Source organism: Variovorax paradoxus (assembly GCF_022009635.1).
GTDB lineage: Bacteria > Pseudomonadota > Gammaproteobacteria > Burkholderiales > Burkholderiaceae_C > Variovorax.
Genome location: NZ_CP091716.1, coordinates 3,034,178 through 3,052,336, shown reverse-complemented (window position 1 = coordinate 3,052,336; position 18,159 = coordinate 3,034,178). Strand labels below are relative to the sequence as shown.

General features: G+C 68.0%; 15 protein-coding genes. 7 read left to right on the top strand and 8 right to left on the bottom strand.

Annotated features, from left to right (window positions below):
• Positions 1 to 4 precede the first annotated feature (4 nt).
• Positions 5 to 661 (bottom strand): NUDIX hydrolase, encoded by a 657-nt coding sequence (locus L3V85_RS14150; protein ID WP_237680564.1) that lies wholly within the window; start codon positions 659 to 661, stop codon positions 5 to 7.
• A gap of 156 nt (positions 662 to 817) precedes the next feature.
• On the opposite strand from L3V85_RS14150, the gene L3V85_RS14145 reads away from it, so the two are divergent.
• From L3V85_RS14145 to L3V85_RS14135, 3 genes are read left to right on the top strand one after another with little or no spacing between them, the layout of a single operon-like run.
• Positions 818 to 1,435: a DUF4291 domain-containing protein gene (locus tag L3V85_RS14145; RefSeq protein WP_237679811.1), complete on the top strand. Its 618-nt coding sequence runs from the start codon at positions 818 to 820 to the stop codon at positions 1,433 to 1,435.
• 13 nt (positions 1,436 to 1,448) lie between these two features.
• Entirely contained in the window at positions 1,449 to 2,012 is a 564-nt protein-coding gene (locus L3V85_RS14140; RefSeq protein WP_237679810.1) for an NADAR family protein, read from the top strand.
• On the top strand, positions 2,009 to 2,905 hold the full coding sequence (locus L3V85_RS14135; RefSeq protein WP_237679809.1) for an ADP-ribosylglycohydrolase family protein: 897 nt from the start codon (positions 2,009 to 2,011) through the stop codon (positions 2,903 to 2,905). The genes L3V85_RS14140 and L3V85_RS14135 overlap by 4 nt, the downstream gene beginning before the upstream one ends.
• A gap of 13 nt (positions 2,906 to 2,918) precedes the next feature.
• Here L3V85_RS14135 and L3V85_RS14130 read toward each other — a convergent pair whose 3' ends face one another.
• Entirely contained in the window at positions 2,919 to 4,382 is a 1,464-nt protein-coding gene (locus tag L3V85_RS14130; RefSeq protein ID WP_237679808.1) for a serine hydrolase domain-containing protein, read from the bottom strand.
• Positions 4,383 to 4,463: 81 nt separating this feature from the next.
• On the opposite strand from L3V85_RS14130, the gene L3V85_RS14125 reads away from it, so the two are divergent.
• Positions 4,464 to 7,073: an FtsX-like permease family protein gene (locus L3V85_RS14125; protein ID WP_237679807.1), complete on the top strand. Its 2,610-nt coding sequence runs from the start codon at positions 4,464 to 4,466 to the stop codon at positions 7,071 to 7,073.
• 18 nt (positions 7,074 to 7,091) lie between these two features.
• On the opposite strand, the gene L3V85_RS14120 is transcribed toward L3V85_RS14125, so the two are convergent.
• A complete protein-coding gene (locus L3V85_RS14120) occupies positions 7,092 to 8,147 on the bottom strand; it encodes a hypothetical protein (protein ID WP_237679806.1) in 1,056 nt (351 codons plus the stop codon).
• A gap of 104 nt (positions 8,148 to 8,251) precedes the next feature.
• Positions 8,252 to 10,744, bottom strand: a complete 2,493-nt coding sequence (locus L3V85_RS14115) for a penicillin acylase family protein (RefSeq protein ID WP_237679805.1) — start codon at positions 10,742 to 10,744, stop codon at positions 8,252 to 8,254.
• Between the two features lie 108 nt (positions 10,745 to 10,852).
• On the opposite strand from L3V85_RS14115, the gene L3V85_RS14110 reads away from it, so the two are divergent.
• From L3V85_RS14110 to L3V85_RS14100, 3 genes are all read left to right on the top strand, one after another.
• Positions 10,853 to 11,929: a PLP-dependent cysteine synthase family protein gene (locus L3V85_RS14110; protein WP_272934794.1), complete on the top strand. Its 1,077-nt coding sequence runs from the start codon at positions 10,853 to 10,855 to the stop codon at positions 11,927 to 11,929.
• Complete coding sequence (locus L3V85_RS14105) at positions 11,929 to 12,996, top strand: lipocalin-like domain-containing protein (RefSeq protein WP_237679804.1); 1,068 nt, start codon at positions 11,929 to 11,931, stop codon at positions 12,994 to 12,996. The genes L3V85_RS14110 and L3V85_RS14105 overlap by 1 nt, the downstream gene beginning before the upstream one ends.
• A 93-nt stretch (positions 12,997 to 13,089) precedes the next feature.
• Positions 13,090 to 13,545, top strand: a complete 456-nt coding sequence (locus L3V85_RS14100) for a YXWGXW repeat-containing protein (RefSeq protein WP_237679803.1) — start codon at positions 13,090 to 13,092, stop codon at positions 13,543 to 13,545.
• A gap of 76 nt (positions 13,546 to 13,621) precedes the next feature.
• On the opposite strand, the gene L3V85_RS14095 is transcribed toward L3V85_RS14100, so the two are convergent.
• The 4 genes from L3V85_RS14095 to L3V85_RS14080 all read right to left on the bottom strand — a co-directional run bounded on the left by L3V85_RS14095 (position 13,622) and on the right by L3V85_RS14080 (position 18,157).
• Complete coding sequence (locus L3V85_RS14095; RefSeq protein WP_237679802.1) at positions 13,622 to 14,614, bottom strand: branched-chain amino acid ABC transporter permease; 993 nt, start codon at positions 14,612 to 14,614, stop codon at positions 13,622 to 13,624.
• Positions 14,615 to 14,624: 10 nt separating this feature from the next.
• Positions 14,625 to 15,500 (bottom strand): branched-chain amino acid ABC transporter permease, encoded by an 876-nt coding sequence (locus tag L3V85_RS14090; RefSeq protein ID WP_237679801.1) that lies wholly within the window; start codon positions 15,498 to 15,500, stop codon positions 14,625 to 14,627.
• Positions 15,501 to 15,636: 136 nt separating this feature from the next.
• On the bottom strand, positions 15,637 to 16,830 hold the full coding sequence (locus L3V85_RS14085; protein ID WP_237679800.1) for an ABC transporter substrate-binding protein: 1,194 nt from the start codon (positions 16,828 to 16,830) through the stop codon (positions 15,637 to 15,639).
• Positions 16,831 to 16,960: 130 nt separating this feature from the next.
• Positions 16,961 to 18,157, bottom strand: a complete 1,197-nt coding sequence (locus tag L3V85_RS14080) for an ABC transporter substrate-binding protein (protein WP_237679799.1) — start codon at positions 18,155 to 18,157, stop codon at positions 16,961 to 16,963.
• Between the last annotated feature and the right edge of the window lie 2 nt (positions 18,158 to 18,159).

Here is an 18,159-nt window from a genome sequence, read left to right as displayed (position 1 = left end):
AGGCCTACTTCGCGCTGTTGAAGGTGCGCGGAAACAGCGCGGCCCGCGAGCGATCGCGCAGCCGGTAGCTCATGGCCGGCCTGCCGAGGCTGCCGGTGACCATGCCGGCCTCTTCCATGAATTCCCCGTCGAGCATGCGCTTGCGGAACGCGCTCTTGTCGATGTCGCGACCCAGCACCACCTCGTAGGTCTGCTGCAAGGCCGGCAGCGTGAAGGGCTCTTCGAGCAGGAAGGCCGGCAGCGAGGTGTATTCGACCTTGCTGCGCAGCCGGGCCACGGCCGCCTCGAGCAATTCGCCGTGATCGAAGGCCAGGCGCTTGCGCGAAGCGGCATCGACCTCGAACCACGCCACCTCCGCCGCGTTGGCGCCGCTGCGCAATTGCATCGCCTGCGCAGGAACCAGCGCATAGAAGCAGTGCGTGGCCGACCAGCCCCGCGGATCGCGCTGCGCCCCGCCCCAGCTGCCGAGCTGCTCGAGGTAGGGCGTGACCACGCCGGTTTTCTCGCGCAGCTTGCGCAAGGCGCAGTCGAGCAGCGTGGCGTCTTCGTCGATGTTCACGAAGCCGCCCGGTAGCGCCCACTTGCCGGGGAAAGGCTCGTCACTGTCGGCAGGCCGTTTCACCAGCAGGACCTGCAGGGCATCGTCCAGCACGGTGAACATCACCACGTCGACCGTGACCAGCGGGCGGGGAAAAGTCAGCGGCGGGAAGTTCAGCTTGGAAGTGTTCACAGGAAAGGCTTGACGCCGGATTTGTTAGTTGTACTATACAACCCTCAATTAGTTGTACAGAGCAACTCCAAAAGAAGAAGAGAAAAAATGAACCTTGCTGTCACACCCCTTCCCACCGAGCGGCACATCGCGCAGCGCGCGCGCTGGCCGCAAAGCGGCGAGCACATCCTCGCCCACCACGACGCCGGATCCGTCATCGTCTACCAGGCCTACCGCCCTGCCATCGGCGAATACGCGATCCGCCACGGCCGGCTCGACGACCCGGACTTCAGTCTTTCGCGCATGAGCTGGATCAAGCCCAACTTCCTCTGGATGATGTACCGCAGCGGCTGGGGCACCAAGGAAGGCCAGGAGGTCACGCTCGGCCTGCGGCTGCGCCGTGCGTTCTTCGAGCGCGTGGTGCGCGAAGCGGTGCCGTCGACCTTCAATGCCGGCTACACGAGCCGCGAGGCGTGGCAGGAGGCCGTCGGGCACTCCGACGTGCGCCTGCAGTGGGACCCGGACCATTCGCCCAGCGGCCACAAGCTGGAGCGCCGTGCGATCCAGCTGGGCCTGCGCGGCCGCACGCTCGCGGCTTTCGCGCACGAGGAGCTGCTGGAGGTGATCGACATGCGCGCCTTCGTCGATGCGCAGCGCCCCCTGGCGCAAAACGACAACCCCGATCTGCAATTGCCGGTGGAGCATCCGCTCGTCATCGGCACCTGAGGAGAGAAGAAAAATGACCACGACACCTCGCCGCATCCAGGATCTGCTCGCGTACTTCGCGCAGGGCCATCGCCCCGAGTACCTGCTCTTCTGGGGCCATCAGTCCCCGAAGAGCGGCGTGAACAAGAGCTGCTTCAGCCAGTGGTTCGAGGCGGAATTCACCGTCGACGGCATCCGCTACCGCACGGCCGAGCATTTCATGATGGCCGGCAAGGCGCGCCTGTTCGGCGACGACGAAACCTGCGAGCGCATCCTCGCGGCACGCACGCCCGGCGAAGCCAAGAAGCTCGGCCGTGAGATCCGCGATTTCGACGAAGCCGCATGGGTGGCCGCGCGCCTGGACATCGTGACGCGCGGCAACATCGAAAAGTTCGCGCAGAACCCGGCGCTCGGCGCCTTCCTGCTGGGCACGGGCCATCAGGTGCTGGTGGAAGCCAGCCCGGTGGACCCCATCTGGGGCATCGGCCGCGCCGCGACCGACCCGGCCGCGCAGGACCCGCGCGAATGGAAGGGCCTCAACCTGCTGGGCTTCGCGCTCATGGCCGCGCGCGAGGCATTGAGGAGCCCGCGGCCATGAACGCGGAACGCTACAGGGGCTGCCTGCTCGGCCTGGCTTGCGGAGACGCCGTGGGCACCACGGTCGAGTTCCGCGCGCGCGGCAGCTTCGAGCCCGTCACGGGCATGCAGGGTGGCGGCCCGTTCGGGCTGATTCCCGGCGAATGGACCGACGACACCTCGATGGCGCTATGCCTGGCTGCGAGCCTGCTCCACTGCAAGGGCTTCGACGCGGTCGACCAGATGAACCGCTACTGCAACTGGCGCAGCGTGGGCTACATGAGCAGCACCGGCAACTGCTTCGACATCGGCCTCACGGTGTCGGGCGCCCTCACCCGCTATCTGGCCTCGGGCGATCCGTTCGCGGGCGACCCCGATCCGCGCACCGCCGGCAACGGCGCGTTGATGCGCCTTGCCCCTGTGCCGATGTTCTACGCGGCCAGCGCGCAAGCCGTCTGGAAACAGGCCGGAGAAAGCACGCGCACCACGCACGGCGCCCATGAGGCCATCGAGTGCTCGCAACTCTTCGCGCTGCAGCTGCGCGCGGCGCTGCGGGGCGAAGGCAAGGAAGCGATTCTTTCGACCGCGCCGCTGGCGCCCCTGAGCGACAAGGTCATGGCGCTCGCGCGCGGCGACTACGCATCGAAGCCCATCGAACGCATCAAGGGATCGGGCTACTGCGTCGAGTCGCTCGAAGCGGCGCTCTGGTGCTTCGCGCGCACGCAATCCTTCGAGGAAGCCGTGCTCGCCGCCGCCAACCTGGGCGACGACGCCGACACCACCGCAGCGATCTGCGGCCAGCTGGCGGGCGCCTTTTATGGCGCCGGCAGCATTCCGGCGGACTGGCTGCGGCCTTTGGTGATGCGCGAAGAGATCGAACAGATGGCCGACCAATTGCTGGCGCTGGCTGGCTGAACGCCCCGCACGGTCACTGCTGCAGCGGCACCGCAGCAGCAGCGACCCCTTCGCGCCGCGCATCGAGCTGGCTGCCCCCTTGCGTGAGCGACACGGCTACCACCGCGTTCGCCGCGTCGCGCCTGAACACGAACTGCGCGCCGATGCCCACCACGGCGAAGCGATCGGTGCCCGTCGGCGTCAGCGCGTTGTAGCCGCGGCCGGTCTCGCGCACCAGCAGCTTCGAGCCGCGCACGGTGAAGCTCAGCGCCTTGGTCTTGTTGATGCGGAACTCGCCCCTGTAGTCGTCCAGCCGCTGCGGATCGATCGGCACTTCGGTCGTCGGCACCGGGTAGCGGCTCTTGCCGATGGCCAGCATCACCGGCTGCAGCGGCGCGCGCGCGTTGCTGCTGAGCACGACGATCGCCTCGTTGGTGTCTGGCGCGATCAGCCACAGCGTGCGGTAGCCCTCGGTGAGGCCCGCGTGCCAATAGGTGCGGCGCCCGCCCTCGGGGCCGCGCACCATCACCGCGTAGCCGATCCAGGCGCCCTCGTAGTGCGCCAGCGGGGTGAGCATGCGTGCGGCGGCCGGTCCCAGCGGGCCGCCGGCGCCCGCGATGATCGCGCGGCTGAAGGTCATCATGTCGGCGGCAGTGGAGCGCAGCGCACTGGCCGGCGCATAGGCCTGCATGTCGAACAGCGGCTGGCGGCGGTCGCCGGCAAAGGCCGGCGCCATGCGCGAGGCCTTGTCGCCGAGCGTGATGACGGTGTCGTTCATGCCCAGCGGCTCGGTGATGCGCGCGCGCACCAGCTCGCCCCACGAAGTGCCGTAGTGCTCGGCCAGCAACTGGCCGAGCAGCGCCATGCCGAAGTTGCTGTACGCGCCCTCGCACGGCGGCGCCGCGGCCGTGAGCTTGATGCGTGCGAGCGCGGCCCAGAACATCGGCTTGTCGAAGCTGCGGAACTGCTCCGCCAGCGGCGCGCCGCCGCCCACGCCGTCGGCCATCACGGGCATGCAGCCGGTGTGCGTGACCAGCTGGCGCAGCGTGACAGAGGCAACGGGGGCCGACAGCCCCTCGACCTTGCCCGCGAGCAGCTTGCCCACTGTGTCGTCGAGCTTGAGGTCGCCGCGCTCGACCGCCTGAGCCAGCAGCAGGCCGGTGAAGACCTTGGTGATGGAGCCGATCTCGAACATTGGCTGCTCGGCGCTGCTGGGCTCGATGGCGCGCGGCGCCGACGGCGGTTCGGGGTTGTAGGCCGCCCCGTAGGCGGGCTTGCCGTTGCGCAGCGTGCCGACCACCAGCGTGCCGCGCTCCGCGCCGAGCGCGGCCTTGGCGATGAAGGCCGGGTCGCTGGCCAGGGTCAGCGGCTGCAGTTGCGCGGCGGCGGTGCCGGCCAGCAGCGGTGCGAGAAGCCAGGCCACAAGCCAGCGGCGGGGAATAGAGCGGATCGTGGCGCGGGTCGTGGCGCGGATCATGGCGCGGGGCAGGAGCCGCATCGTCGGATTCCTCAGGCGTCGTCGAAGAAGCCCCATCGTGCCACGCCTGTGTAACAACGTGCGCACCGCGACAATCGGCGCATGCGCGCATTGCTCACGACCTTCTCCTGGCAGGAACTCCGCCACCACCCCTGGCGCAACGCGGCGGCCGTGCTGGCGGTGATGCTTGGCGTGGCGCTGGCGTTCTCGGTGCAGCTGATCAACGCGTCGGCGCTCGACGAGTTCTCCAGCGCGGTGCGCTCGGTCAACGGCCAGCCCGACCTCGAAGTGCGCGCCGTGCAAGGCGGCTTCGACGAAGCAGTGTTCGCGCGCATCGCGCAGCACCCGCAGGTCACGCTCGCGAGCCCGGTGCTGGAGTTCCAGGGCCTGGCGCTGGCCGCCGGCGAGCGCCAGGTGCCGATGCGCGTGATCGGCGTCGATGCGCTGGTGCTGCCCACCATCGCGCCCGCGCTGATGCCGCAGGCCTCGGCCGGCGCCGACCGCTTCGCGCTGTTCGCGCCCGGCCATGTGTTCCTCAACAACGCGGCCCGCAGCGCGCTGGGCCTGCCGGCGCAAGCAGCCGGCGGCGCGGCCGAGACGGTGCAACTGCGCAGCGGCGACGCATGGCGGCGGCTCGACGTGGCCGGCCACGTGGCGGCCGGCGGCACGGCGCTCGCGGTGATGGACATCGCCGCCGCACAAGAACTGTTCGGCCAGATCGGCCAGTTGAGCCGCATCGACCTGCGGCTCGCGCCCGGCACCGACCGGGCCGCCTTCATGGCCTCGCTGCGGCAGTCGCCGGGCTGGCCGGCGGGCGTGCAGTTCGCGGAGCCGGGCGACGCGGCGGAGCGCGTGAGCAACCTCTCGCGCGCCTACCGCGTGAACCTCACGGTGCTGGCGCTGGTCGCGCTGTTCACCGGCGCCTTCCTGGTGTTCTCGGTGCTGGCGCTCAGCGTGGCCAAGCGCGCGCAGCAGTTCGCGCTGCTGGGTGTGCTGGGCCTCACGCCGCGCGAACGGCTGCGGCTGGTGCTGGCCGAATCGCTGGTGCTGGGCTTGATCGGCAGCGCGGCGGGGTTGGCACTCGGCACCGCGCTCGCGGCCTTCGCGCTGCGGGTGCTCGGCGGCGACCTGGGCGGCGGCTACTTCGAAGGCGTCGCGCCCAAGCTGCACTGGAGCGCCGGCGCGGCGGCGCTCTACGGCGGGCTCGGCGTGCTGGCCGCGCTGGTCGGCGGCTGGTGGCCCGCGCGCGCGGCACAGGCGCTGCCCGAGGCGCAGACGCTCAAGGGCCTGGGCGCGGCGCCCACGCGCGGCAACAGCCACTGGCTGGCGCTGGGGCTGATCGCGCTCGGCGCGGTGCTGGCCAATGTGCCGGCCATCGGCGGCATTCCGGTGGCGGCTTACCTGTCGGTGGCCTGCCTGCTGGTGGGTGGCATCACCGCCCTGCCCTGGCTCATCGCGCTGCTGTACGACCGCATAGCACCGGTGTTCGCGCAGCGTCTGCTGCCGATGCTGGCCGTCGAGCGCGCACGCCGCATGCGCGGCACCGCCGCCGTGGCGGTGAGCGGCGTGGTGGCCAGCCTGAGCCTGGCCGTGGCGCTCACCGTGATGGTCGCGAGCTTCCGCGATTCGGTCACGCACTGGCTCGACGTGGTGCTGCCGGCCGACCTGTACGTGCGCGCCACTTCGGGCGGACGCGGCGGCAACGCGGGCAACGGCAACAGCACCGACACCGCGACCTTCCCGCCCGCCTTCGTGCAGGCGCTGGCGCAACTGCCCGGCGTGGCGCGCACCGGCACGCTGCGCACGCAGACGCTGCAGCTCGACGCGACACGCCCCGCCGTCACGCTGATCGCGCGCAGCCTCGAAGGCGGCGCCACCCAGTCGCTGCCGCTGGTGGGCGCCGCGCTGCCGGTGCCCGAGGGACAGGTCGGCATCTACGTGAGCGAACCGATGGTCGAGCTGTACGGTGCGAAGCCGGGCACGGTGTTCGCGCCGCTATCGGCCGCGATGGGCTCGGCGGTCGGCGTGCAAGGGAAGGCACAGGCCTTCTTCGTGGCCGGCGTGTGGCGTGACTACGCCCGGCAGTTCGGCGCGATCACGATGGACGCGCGAGACTTCGAGCGCATCACCGGCGAGCGCAACGTGAGCGACGTGGCGCTGTGGCTCGCGCCCGGCGCGTCCGAAGGCGCGGTGCAGGCGCAGGTGCGCCAACTGGCGGCGCGCCAGGGCGGCGGCTCCGCCGACGCGGTGGAGATCGCGTCGGTGGGCCAGATCCGCACCACCTCGCTGCGCATCTTCGACCGCAGTTTTGCCGTGACCTATTGGCTGCAGGCGGTGGCCATCGCCATCGGCCTGTTCGGCATTGCCGCCAGCTTCAGCGCGCAGGTGCTGGCACGGCGCAAGGAATTCGGCCTGCTCGCGCACCTGGGCTTCACGCGGCGCCAGGTGCTGGCGGTGGTGGCGGGCGAAGGCGCGGCATGGACCGCCATCGGCGCCGTCGCAGGGCTGGGGCTGGGGCTCGCGGTGTCGGTGGTGCTGGTGAAGGTGGTGAACCCGCAGAGCTTCCACTGGAGCATGGACCTGCTGGTGCCGTGGCTGCGTCTGCTGGGACTGTGCGGTGCGGTGGTGGTGGCGGGGACCGTGACCGCGTGGCTCGCGGGGCGGGCCGCGGCGGGGCGGGACGTGGTGCTGGCGGTGAAGGAAGACTGGTAGGCCGACGAAGCCTGTTTCTCAAGGCTGTCCGCAGACGAAGCCCCGGTACCAGCTCGCGATCTTGCTCCACGGAATCTCGACCGTCGGCTCGATCTTCTCGCCCCAGGTGACGAGACCGAATGCCGCGCCGTCCTGCCGTACATCGACGGAAAGCGCCAGCATGAAATGGCCGCCGAGAATACGCATCAACGCGGACTGACCGTGGTCCTTCTCCCGCGCCATGTTGGCAAGGCTGTCGGCGGCGACCAGCATGACGGTGTAGCCGTTGGTCAGCCGCTGGTGCATCTTCAGCAGATGCGGCCGCATGAGGTTGTAGCCCAGGTTGGTACGGTCGGCTTTCATGCGCAGGCCATGCACGCGCCATCCGGAATGAACATGATCCTCCACGTTGCTGAAGCCTGCATCGCGCATCCACTGCATCATGGAAGCCGGCGAAGACATGCCCTCGAGCGTCCTGTTGGTGCTGGCCGAGCGATAGGCGAAGATGTTGCTGCCTTCGCGCAGGCTGGTCAGCGCGATGTAGTCGGCCTCGCGGATCTGGTCCGAATTCTGAGGCCGGGCGTGCCTGCCCAGCAGGTTCGAGCTCGACTTGACCTTCACCGTATGGGTGCCGAGGTCACCTCTGCGGTTTTCGGCCAGACCTATGACATACAGCGTGTACTCCTCGATATTGCGCCGCGCGATGCCGTGCATGAATGTGACGGGCCCGCACAGCGGATGGTCCTTCTGGTCGATGAACTTGTAGTCGGCGATCCTGACGATCAGTTGCAGCGCGATCAGTTCACGGGAGAAGTGGCGCCAGGGAAGTGGGGCCTGCGCCTGCAGAAAACCGCCGTGGTAGACGCCCAACAAGGGTAGGTGTTCACCGATCACCCGGTCCAGCGCCAGCTGTTCGCGGGCGTCGGGTGTCCAGTAGCTCCTGAGCATCCTGACAAAAGCGAAGATCTGGCTGATCGCTGGGACCTGATCCACTTCGTCGGCTTGCTCCAAGAGTGCGGCCAGTTCCTCCGCGGGCGTAGCAAGCCCCATCAAGCCATTGTTGTTCGGGTCCAGGATGCGAGCAAGTGATTGCATGGAAGCTTGTTCCTCGGCGTCTTCGACAACCGACTCTAGCTTTGGCACCCGGAATGAAAAATCCCCAGGATCGGGGATCTTTCATCGTCGAGCTCGAGAAAGTTTTACTTCCCCGGCGTCAGCTGGATGCGCTCCACAGTTTCCTTCTCGACCGCCGCGCGTGTGTAGACCAGCGGCACGTACTTGCCCTCCAGCCAGAGCGGCGCAAGGTCGCGGTAGTTCGGGCTGTCGGGGTTGCCCGACTGGCCCGGCGTGTTGATGACGCGCGACGCGTCCCAGTTGCCCACGTCCAGCACCATGCGGAACGACGCGCCCGCAGTCAGCTTGTAGTCGCTGGGCCGATACGTGGCGGCCATCGGCGTGAAGGCCGAGCCGGACATGGGCCAGTCGCCCACGTCGAGCTTCTTGCGCGTGGCCGCATCGACCACGCCGCCCAACGGATGGCGGAACTCGGCGCGATGCAGGGTGCCCCACTTCCATGCGGCGGTGTCGGGCCCCAGCTTGGCGCTCAGCTCCTGCATGGCCAGAGGCAGTGTCTTGAGCAGCAGCGCATCGCGCTGCTCGTTCGTGACCCAGCCCGAGGGGTTCTCCAGCAGCAGCACCATGCGGGTGTTGTCGCCGGGCGTGGCCAGCACCGCGCCGGCGTCGCCCGCCCCGGCCTTGAGCACGGCCGAGCGCAGGCTCTTGCTGCTCCAGACTTCATACAGTGCGGCGGCGCCGCTGTCGCGGTCCATGCTGCCGTCCCAGCCTTGCAGCATGCGCAGGGCCGCGGCGGTCTGCGCGTCGTCGCTGCGCAGGCCGGCCAGCAGCTTGAGCAGCCGCTGCGCGGGCGTGGCGACGATGTCGTTCTGCATGCGCTCCGAGTCTTCCACCGTGAAGCGCGAGCCCGCAGCCACCTTGGCCGCGAACAGCTCCTTGAGGCGGCGCGCGCGGGCCGCGTCGCTCCACTCATAGCCCACGCCCTTCTTCGCGGCGGGGTGGTCGGGCGGGATGTTGTTTTCGTTGGCCGTCACGACATAGCCGCGCGCGGGGTTGAACTCCGAAGGCAGTTCGTCGCCGTTGCGAAAGCCCGACCACTCGTAGCGCCCGTCGCCCGGCACCGGCATCAGCCCGTCCCAGTTGGGCCGGATGGGCGTGAGGCCGCCGGGTATCCAGCCGACGTTGCCGCTGGTGTCCGCATAGACCTGGTTCTCCCCCGGCGCGCCCCAGCGGTTCATGGCCGCTCGGAACTGGTCCCAGTTGCGCGCGCGCATGTAGTCCATCGAGCCGAAGTACGGCGCCATGCCGGGCTCCAGCCATGCGGCGCGCAGTGCATACGCGCGCTGCTTTCCGGGCTCGGCCAGCAGCACCGGGCCGTGGCGCGTGAAGGTGTTGACCACCTCGCGCGGCGTGCTCTCGCCCTTGACCGCGATGCGCTCGGTGACGCGCACCATCGGCTCCCAGCGGCCCTGGTAGCGGTACTCGGCGGGATTGCGCGGGTTGAGCTGGTACACGTAAAGGTCTTCCTGGTCCATGTAGAAGCGCGTGAGGCCGAAGGCGATGGTGCCGTTGTGGCCTATCGACAGCCCCGGCAGGAAGGGCTCGCCCGCGCCGATGGCGTCCATGCCCGGCGCGCTCAGGTGCGTCATGTAGCGCAGGCTCGGCGCGCCGTGCGAGCGATGCGGGTCGTTGGCGAGGATGGGCCTGCCGGTGGCGGTGAGCTTCGGGGAGATCACCCAGTTGTTGCTGCCGTAGGCGCCGGTCGGGTCGCCCGACTGCGCCGTGTCGGTGCTGCTGCCGCTGCCGGGCAAGAGCGCCACCGGTACCTGCGCCCCGGCATTCAGGCCCAGTCGCGTGTTGGCCTTGGTGAACTGCGGCGGCTCGGTGGCGCGCAGGTAGGCCGCGCGCAGTTCGGTGGCGGGAATGCCGCACGGGTCCAGCCCCTGCGGCACGCGTGGCGTGACGGGCGGGTCGAGTTCGCGGCGCAGCCAGTCGGCCTTGATGCCGACACCGCCGGCACAGAACGCACGCGCGCGTTCGATCTCGGACGTGAAGTTGAGCGTGAGGCCGTGATGGCGGATGCGCACCACGTCCTCGGGCGACCATGTCGCCGGCTGGTAGCCGAGCAGCGCGAACTCGGTGGGCAGCAGCGCGGGCTGCGCGCGCACCTGCGCCACGTAGGCGTTGACGCCCGCGGTGAAGGCCTCGGCCACGCGCTTGGCATCGGAGCCGTAGGCCAGCCACTCGCGGTACATGTCGCCGCGGTAGAGCACGGCGCGCGCGGCGCGGTCGCTCTCTACCCACGCAGGACCGAAGTCTTTCGCCATTTCGCCGAGGCCGCGTTTACGCCACAGGTCCATCTGCCAGAGCCGGTCGCGCGCGGCGATGAAGCCCTGCGCCACGAAGGCGTCGTAGAGCGTGCCCGCGTACAGATGCGGCACGCCCCATCGGTCGACCAGCACCTCGGCGGGCTTCTCGAGCCCGGGTATCGCGAACGATGAGGAAGGCCGTGTCGGCGTGCTGCCGCCGGAAGGGCCGCCAGAGCCGGAAGGGCTGCTGGCGCAGCCGGCCAATGCGAGTACCGCGAGCGCCACCGCGCCCAGGTTCATTCTTTTCATGTGTCTCCGTCTCCTGCCTCGTGAATGGGCAGCGCACAGTATCCCGATTTGCGGGCCTCCTGGTGTTCGAGGTTACAAACCATGACCGACTTGTAGACTGAGGGCGATATGCAGCAAATACTTTCTTCTTCATCCTGCAACGCATGGCTCGACAGTGCCATCCGCCGCATCGAGGCAGACTACCAGCGCAGCGCCGACACGCACCTGATTCCGCTGCCGCTTCCCGCCCTCGCCGCGCAGGGCATCGACCTGTACATGAAGGACGAGTCGACCCATCCGACAGGCAGCCTCAAGCACCGGCTCGCACGTTCGCTCTTTCTCTATGCGCTGTGCAACGGCTGGGTGCGCGAGGGCACCACCATCGTGGAGGCGTCGAGCGGCTCCACGGCCGTGAGCGAGGCCTACTTCGCGCGGCTGCTGGGGCTGCCTTTCATCGCGGTGATGCCGCGCGCCACTTCGCCCGAGAAGATCGCGCAGATCGCCTTCTACGGCGCGAGCTGCCACTTCGTCGACCATGCGGCGCAGGTCTATGAAGAAGCCCGCTCGCTGGCCGAGCGCACCGGCGGCCACTACATGGACCAGTTCACCTATGCGGAGCGCGCGACCGACTGGCGCGGCAACAACAACATCGCCGAGAGCATGTTCCAGCAGATGGCGCGCGAGCGGCATCCGGTGCCGACGTGGATCGTGGTGGGCGCGGGCACGGGCGGTACCAGCGCGACCATCGGGCGCTACCTGCGCTACCGCTGCCACGACACCCAGGTGTGCGTGGCCGACCCCGAAGGTTCGGTGTTCTCGGCCTACCACCGCACGGGCGACGCCACGCTGACGGCGCCGGGCTCGCGCATCGAAGGCATCGGCCGACCGCGCGTGGAGCCCAGCTTCATCCGCACGCTGGTCGATCGCATGATCGAAGTGCCCAACCTCGACTCGGTGGCGGCGATGCATGCGCTCTCGGCGCTGCTTGGCCGCAAGGTCGGGCCTTCCACCGGCACCAACTTCGTCGGCATGCTCGCGGTGGCGCAGGAGATGCGCGCGGCCGGACAGCAAGGCTCCATTCTTTCGCTGCTGTGCGATGCGGGCGAGCGCTACCTGCCGAGCTATCACGACGCGGCGTGGGTACGCAACGCCTTCGGCGACATCGGCCCGGCGCAGCGGCGCATCGACGCGTTGGTGGCGGCGTGATGACTCCTTCGTCTTTCGCGCTGTCCCGCCGTGCGCTGCTGCTGGCCGCCCTGTGCGCCGCGCCCACCGCATGGGCGCTGCCGCTGCGAACGCTGCAGTTCCCGCGCGACTTCGGCAGCCACCCCGACCTGCACACCGAGTGGTGGTACATCACCGGCCATGCGAAGACGGCGACTGGTCGCGAGTTCGGCTTCCAGGTGACCTTCTTTCGCTCGCGCGTCGAGGCCACGCAAGGCATGCGCTCCGCCTTCGCCGCGAAGAATCTCGTGTTCGCGCACGCGGCCGTCACCGACCTTGAAGGCCGCGTGCTGCTGCACGACCAGCGCATCGCGCGTGCCGGCTTCGGCGTGGCGCAGGCCAGCGAGGCCGACACCGATGTGCGCATTCGCGACTGGTCGCTGGTGCGCGAAGGCGGCGTGTATGTCGCGCGCATACCGGCCGGCGAGTTCATGCTCGACCTGCGCTTCACACCGACCCAGCCCGTGCTGCTGCAAGGCAATGCAGGCCTCTCGCGCAAGGGGCCCGACGAATCGCAGGCGAGCTACTACTACAGCGAGCCGCAGCTCAAGGCGCAAGGCAAGCTGACGCTCAAGGGCCAGGCCTTCGAGGTGAACGGCGCCGCGTGGCTCGACCACGAATGGAGCGAAGCGCTGATGCACCCCGAGGCCGTGGGCTGGGACTGGATCGGCATGAACCTCGACGACGGCAGCGCCCTCACCGCCTTTCATCTGCGGCGCGCCGACGGCAGCGGCCTGTGGGCCGGCGGCTCGTTCCGCCCGCGCGACGGCGTGGCGCGCATCTTCAGGAACGACGAAGTGCGTTTCGAAAGCCTCAAGACGTGGGAGAGCCCACGCACGCAGGCCAAATACCCGACGCAGTGGCGCGTGCGGACGCCGGCAGGCAACTTCGAGGTGCGCGCGCTGCTCGACGACCAAGAGCTGGACAGCCGCGGCTCGACCGGCGGCGTGTACTGGGAAGGCGTGAGCGACCTGCTCGATGCACAGGGGCAGCGCGTGGGCCGGGGCTACCTGGAAATGACGGGCTACGCGGCACCGCTGAAGCTGTAACTGTTGTAGCGGCATACAAGAAGCGACAACCGATCCGTTTCCGCAGCCGTTGAAAAATATCACCAAAACCATCCAAGAACAGAGGACCCCACTATGAAGATCCGACTCGCAGCGCTGGCCATGGCCGGCACACTTTCCATCCTCGCGGCCCCCCTGAGCGCCAATGCGCAGGTTTCGGTCAACATCAACGTGCCCGGTCTGGTGATGACGGCGCCCCCACCGCCGCGCTACGAGCCGCTGCCGCCACCGCGCGGCGGCTTCGTCTGGGTGCCGGGCCGCTGGGCCTGGGACGGCCGTGCCTACGCATGGCGCCCGGGCGGCTGGCAGCCCGAACGCGCGGGCTATGCCTACGCGCCGGGACGCTGGATCGAGGACCGCGGCGGCTGGCGCTGGGCCGAAGGCGACTGGCGCCGGCGCGAGGCCTACCGCGAAGCGCGTCGCGAACGCGAGTGGGACGACGACCGCGGCCGGCGCCACGACCGCGACCATTGGCACGAGCGCGAGCGCGACTTCTGCCCGCCCGGCCAAGCGAAAAAGGGCAACTGCTGAACCGCGGGCCCGAAGCTGGAGCCGGAATGAAGAAAGGGAGCCAAGGCTCCCTTTTTCTTTGCTTGCGTGTCTCTCCTTACTTCACGCGCCCCTTGCGCCGCTCGATGAACGCAATGATCTCGCCCATGATCCCCTTGCGGAACGCCAGCACGCAGATCACGAAGATCAGGCCCGTGACCATGGTCACCGATTCGCCCAGCGTGTTGAACCAGTCGATGGTCGTGATGCGCGCCAGGAAGCTGCCGAGTTCGCCGATCTTGTTCTCCAGCAGCACCACCACGGCCGAGCCCACCAGCGGGCCCGACAGCGTGCCCAGGCCGCCCACCAGGGTCATCAGGATGACCTGGCCCGAAGCCGTCCAGTGCACGTCCGACAGCGTGGCAAAGCCCAGCACCAGCGTCTTGAGCGAACCGGCCAGGCCCGACAGCGCGGCCGAGATCACAAAGGCCAGCAGCTTGAAGCGGCTCACGTCGTAGCCCAGCGAAAGCGCGCGCGGCTCGTTCTCCTTGATGCCCTTGAGCACCTGCCCGAACGGCGAGTGGATGGTGCGCACGATCAGCAGGAAGGCAGCGACGACGATGACCAGCGCCACGTAGTACATCGTGAGGTCGCTCGACAGGTCGATCAGGCCGAAGAGCTTGCCGCGCGGCACGCCCTGCAGGCCGTCTTCGCCGCCGGTGAACTTGGCCTGCAGCGCGACGAAGAACATCATCTGCGCGAGCGCCAGCGTGATCATCGCGAAGTAGATGCCCTGGCGGCGGATGGCCAGCACGCCGAAGACCCAGCCCAGGAAGGCACCGGTGAGCGTGCCCGCGATCAGCCCCAGCTCGGGCGTGAGGCCCCAGACCTTCATCGCGTGGCCCGCGACGTATGCCGAGCCGCCGAGGAACGCCGCGTGCCCGAAAGACAGCAACCCGGTAAAGCCCAGCAGCAGGTTGAAGGCGGCTGCGAACAGCGCGAAGCACATGAGCTTCATCACGAACACCGGGTAGGCGCCGAAGAACGGCGCCAGCACCAGTGCGAGCAACAACAGCGCGTAGACGACGGTGGATATCTTTTTCATGTTCATGCCGTCCGCCTTATTTTTCTTTGCCGAACAGGCCGGCGGGGCGGATGAGCAGCACGATGACCATGATCACGAACACAACCGTGGAAGAAGCTTCCGGATAGAAAACCTTGGTGAAGCCTTCGATCACACCGAGGCCCAGCCCGGTGAGGATGGCGCCCATGATGGAGCCCATGCCGCCGATCACGACCACCGCGAACACCACGATGATGAGGTTCTGCCCCATCAGCGGCGACACCTGCATCACCGGCGCGGCCAGCACGCCGGCGAAGGCCGCGAGCGCGCAGCCGAAGGCGTAGGTCAGCGTGATCATCAGCGGCACGTTGACGCCGAAGGCTTCCACGAGGCGCGGGTTCTCGGTGCCGGCGCGCAGGTAGGCGCCCAGCCGGGTCTTCTCGATCACGTACCAGGTGGCGAAGCAGATCACCAGCGACGCGACGACCACCCAGGCGCGGTAGTTGGGCAGCACCATGAAGCCGAGATTGGTGGCGCTGGAGAGCGCGTCAGGCGCGTCGTAGGGCAGCCCCGACACGCCGTAGACCGAGCGGAACACGCCTTCGATCAGCAGCGTGAGGCCCAGCGTGAGCAGCAGGCCGTAAAGATGGTCGAGCTTGTAGATCCAGCGCAGCAGCAGGCGCTCGATCAGCACGCCGAAGATGCCGATGACGATGGGCGCCGCGATCAGCATCACCCAGTAGTTGATGCCGAAATACTCCATCGCCATCCATGTCAGGACGGCGCCGAGCATGAACAGCGCGCCGTGCGCGAAGTTGATGACGTTGAGCAGGCCGAAGATCACCGCCAGCCCCAGGCTCAGGATGGCGTAGAACGAGCCGTTGACCAGCCCCAGAAGGAGCTGGCTCAGCAGGCCGGGTAGGGAAATATTCATAGACGTATCAGCAAGCCTCTGGCCGTTTTTTCTTTCTCGCGGGGGCCGCCGCGCACGGCCGCCCGAAGCGGCCGGCCCGCCCCCCTTGCAAAGGGGGGGTTGGCGAAGCGACACGCAGTGCGCGCGGCCTGGGGAGTTACTTCCACAATGCGCACTTGCTTTCGGCTTTGGTGGTGAAGACCTCTTCGCCCTTCAGCTTCTGGACCACCTTGTAGTAGTCCCATGGCTGCTTGGACTCGGCCGGCGACTTGACCTGCACCAGGTACATGTCGTGCACGAAGCGGCCGTCCTCGCGCACGAAGCCCTTGGCGTAGAAGTCGTCGATCGGCGTCTTCTTGATCTGCGCCATGACAGTGTCGGCATCGATCGACTTGGCAGCCTGCACGGCCTTCAGGTAGGTCATGGTGGCCGAGTAGTCGGCGGCCTGGATGTCGGTGGGCATGCGCTTGGTCTTCTCGAAGAAGCGCTTGCCGAAGGCGCGCGTCTTGTCGTCGAGGTTCCAGTCCCAGCTGGTGGTGAGCAGCAGGCCTTCGGTGTTCTTCAGGCCCAGGCTGTGCACGTCGGTCACGAACACCAGCAGGCCGACCATCTTCATGGTCTTGGAGATGCCGAATTCCTTCGCCGCCTTGATCGCGTTCTGCGTGTCGCCGCCCGCGTTCGCGAGCGCCAGCACCTGGGCCTTGGAGTTCTGCGCCTGCAGCAGGAAAGAAGAGAAGTCCGAGGTATTCAGCGGATGCTTCACGCTCCCCACCACGGTGCCGCCCTTCTCCTTCACGACCTTGGAGGCATCGGCTTCCAGGGCCTGTCCGAAGGCGTAGTCGGCCGTCAGGAAGAACCAGCTCTTGTCGCCGCGCGCGATGACGGCGCTGCCGGTGCCCTTGGCCAGCGCCACGGTGTCGTAGGCGTAGTGCACGGTGTAGGGGCTGCATTGTTCGTTGGTGAGCGCCGAGCTGCCCGCGCCGTTCACGATGAACACTCGCTTCTTCTCCTGCGCCACCTTGGCCATGGCCAGGCCGGTGCCCGAGCTGGTGCCGCCGAACAGCATCGTCAGGCCCTGCGTGTCGATCCACTCGCGCGCCTTGGAAGCTGCGATGTCGGCCTTGTTCTGGTGATCGGCCTGCAGCAGCTCGATGGGCATGCCGTTGACCTTGCCGCCGAAGTCGTCGATGGCCATCTGGATCGCGAGGGCGCCGTTCTTGCCCTCCACGTCGGCATAGAGGCTCGACATGTCGGTGATGAAACCGATCTTGACCTTCTCCTGCGCCTGCGCGGCGCCGGCGGCCAACGCGATGGCAAGCGAAACGGCCGAGAACACAGCTGTCTTTTTCATGATCATCAGACTCCAGTGAGGAAACGGAAAGTCGTGGGGGCCGCCGCGCACGGCCGCCCGAAGCGGCCGGCCCGCCCCCGGTAGGGGGTAGGCGAAGCGACACGAAGTGCGCGCAGCCTGGGGGCGAGCATTACTTCCAGAGGGCGCACTTGGTTTCGGCCTTCGTGGTGAAGACCTGGTCGCCCGGCAGCGTCTTGAGCACCTTCAGGTAGTCCCAAGGCTTCTTCGACTCGGCGGGCGACTTCACTTCGACCAGGTACATGTCGTGGATGAAGCTGCCGTCGGCGCGGATCTGGCCCTTGCCGTAGAAGTCGTCGATCTTCATGCTCTTGAGCTGCGCCATCACCTTGTCGGAATCGGTGGTCTTGGCGGCGGCCACGGCCTTCAGGTAGGTCATGGTGGCCGAGTAGTCGGCGGCCTGCACGTCGGTCGGCATGCGCTTGGTCTTCTCGAAGAAGCGGTTGGCGAACTTGCGCGATTCGTCGTTCAGGTCCCAGTACCAGCTGGTGGTGTGCAGCAGGCCTTCGGTGTTCTTCAGGCCCAGGCTGTGGATGTCGCTCAAAAAGACCAGCAGGCCGGCGGTCTTCATGGTCTTGTTGATGCCGAATTCCTTGGCCGCCTTGATCGAGTTGATGGTGTCGCCACCGGCGTTGGCCAGGCCCAGGATCTGCGCCTTGGAGTTCTGCGCCTGCAGCAGGAACGAAGAGAAGTCCGACGCGTTCAGCGGATGGCGCACCGCGCCCACCACGGTGCCGCCCTTTTCCTTCACCACCTTGGTGGTGTCGGCTTCGAGCGCATGGCCGAAGGCGTAGTCGGCCGTCAGGAAGAACCAGCTCTTGCCGCCCCGATCGACCACCGCCGCGCCGGTGCCCTTGGCCAGCGCCACCGTGTCGTAGGCGTAGTGCACGGTGTAGGGGCTGCACTGCTCGTTGGTGAGCACCGAGCTGCCGGCGCCGTTGTTGAAGTACACGCGCTTCTTTTCTTCCGCCACCTTGGCGGTGGCCAGCGCCACGCCCGAGTTGGTGCCGCCGAAGACCATGGTCACGCCGGCGGTGTCGATCCACTCGCGGGCCTTGGAGGCGGCGATGTCGGCCTTGTTCTGGTGGTCGGCCACCAGCAGCTCGATGGGCTGGCCCAGCGCCTTGCCGCCGAAGTCGTCGATGGCCATCTGGATGGCGGTGGCGCCGCCCTTGCCTTCGAGGTCGGCATACAGGCTCGACAGGTCGGTGACGAAGCCGATCTTCACTTTCTCCTGCGCCTGCACGGCGCCAGCGCTCATTGCGAGGATGCCGACTGCGGTTGCGATGAGGCCGAGTTTCTTGTTCATGC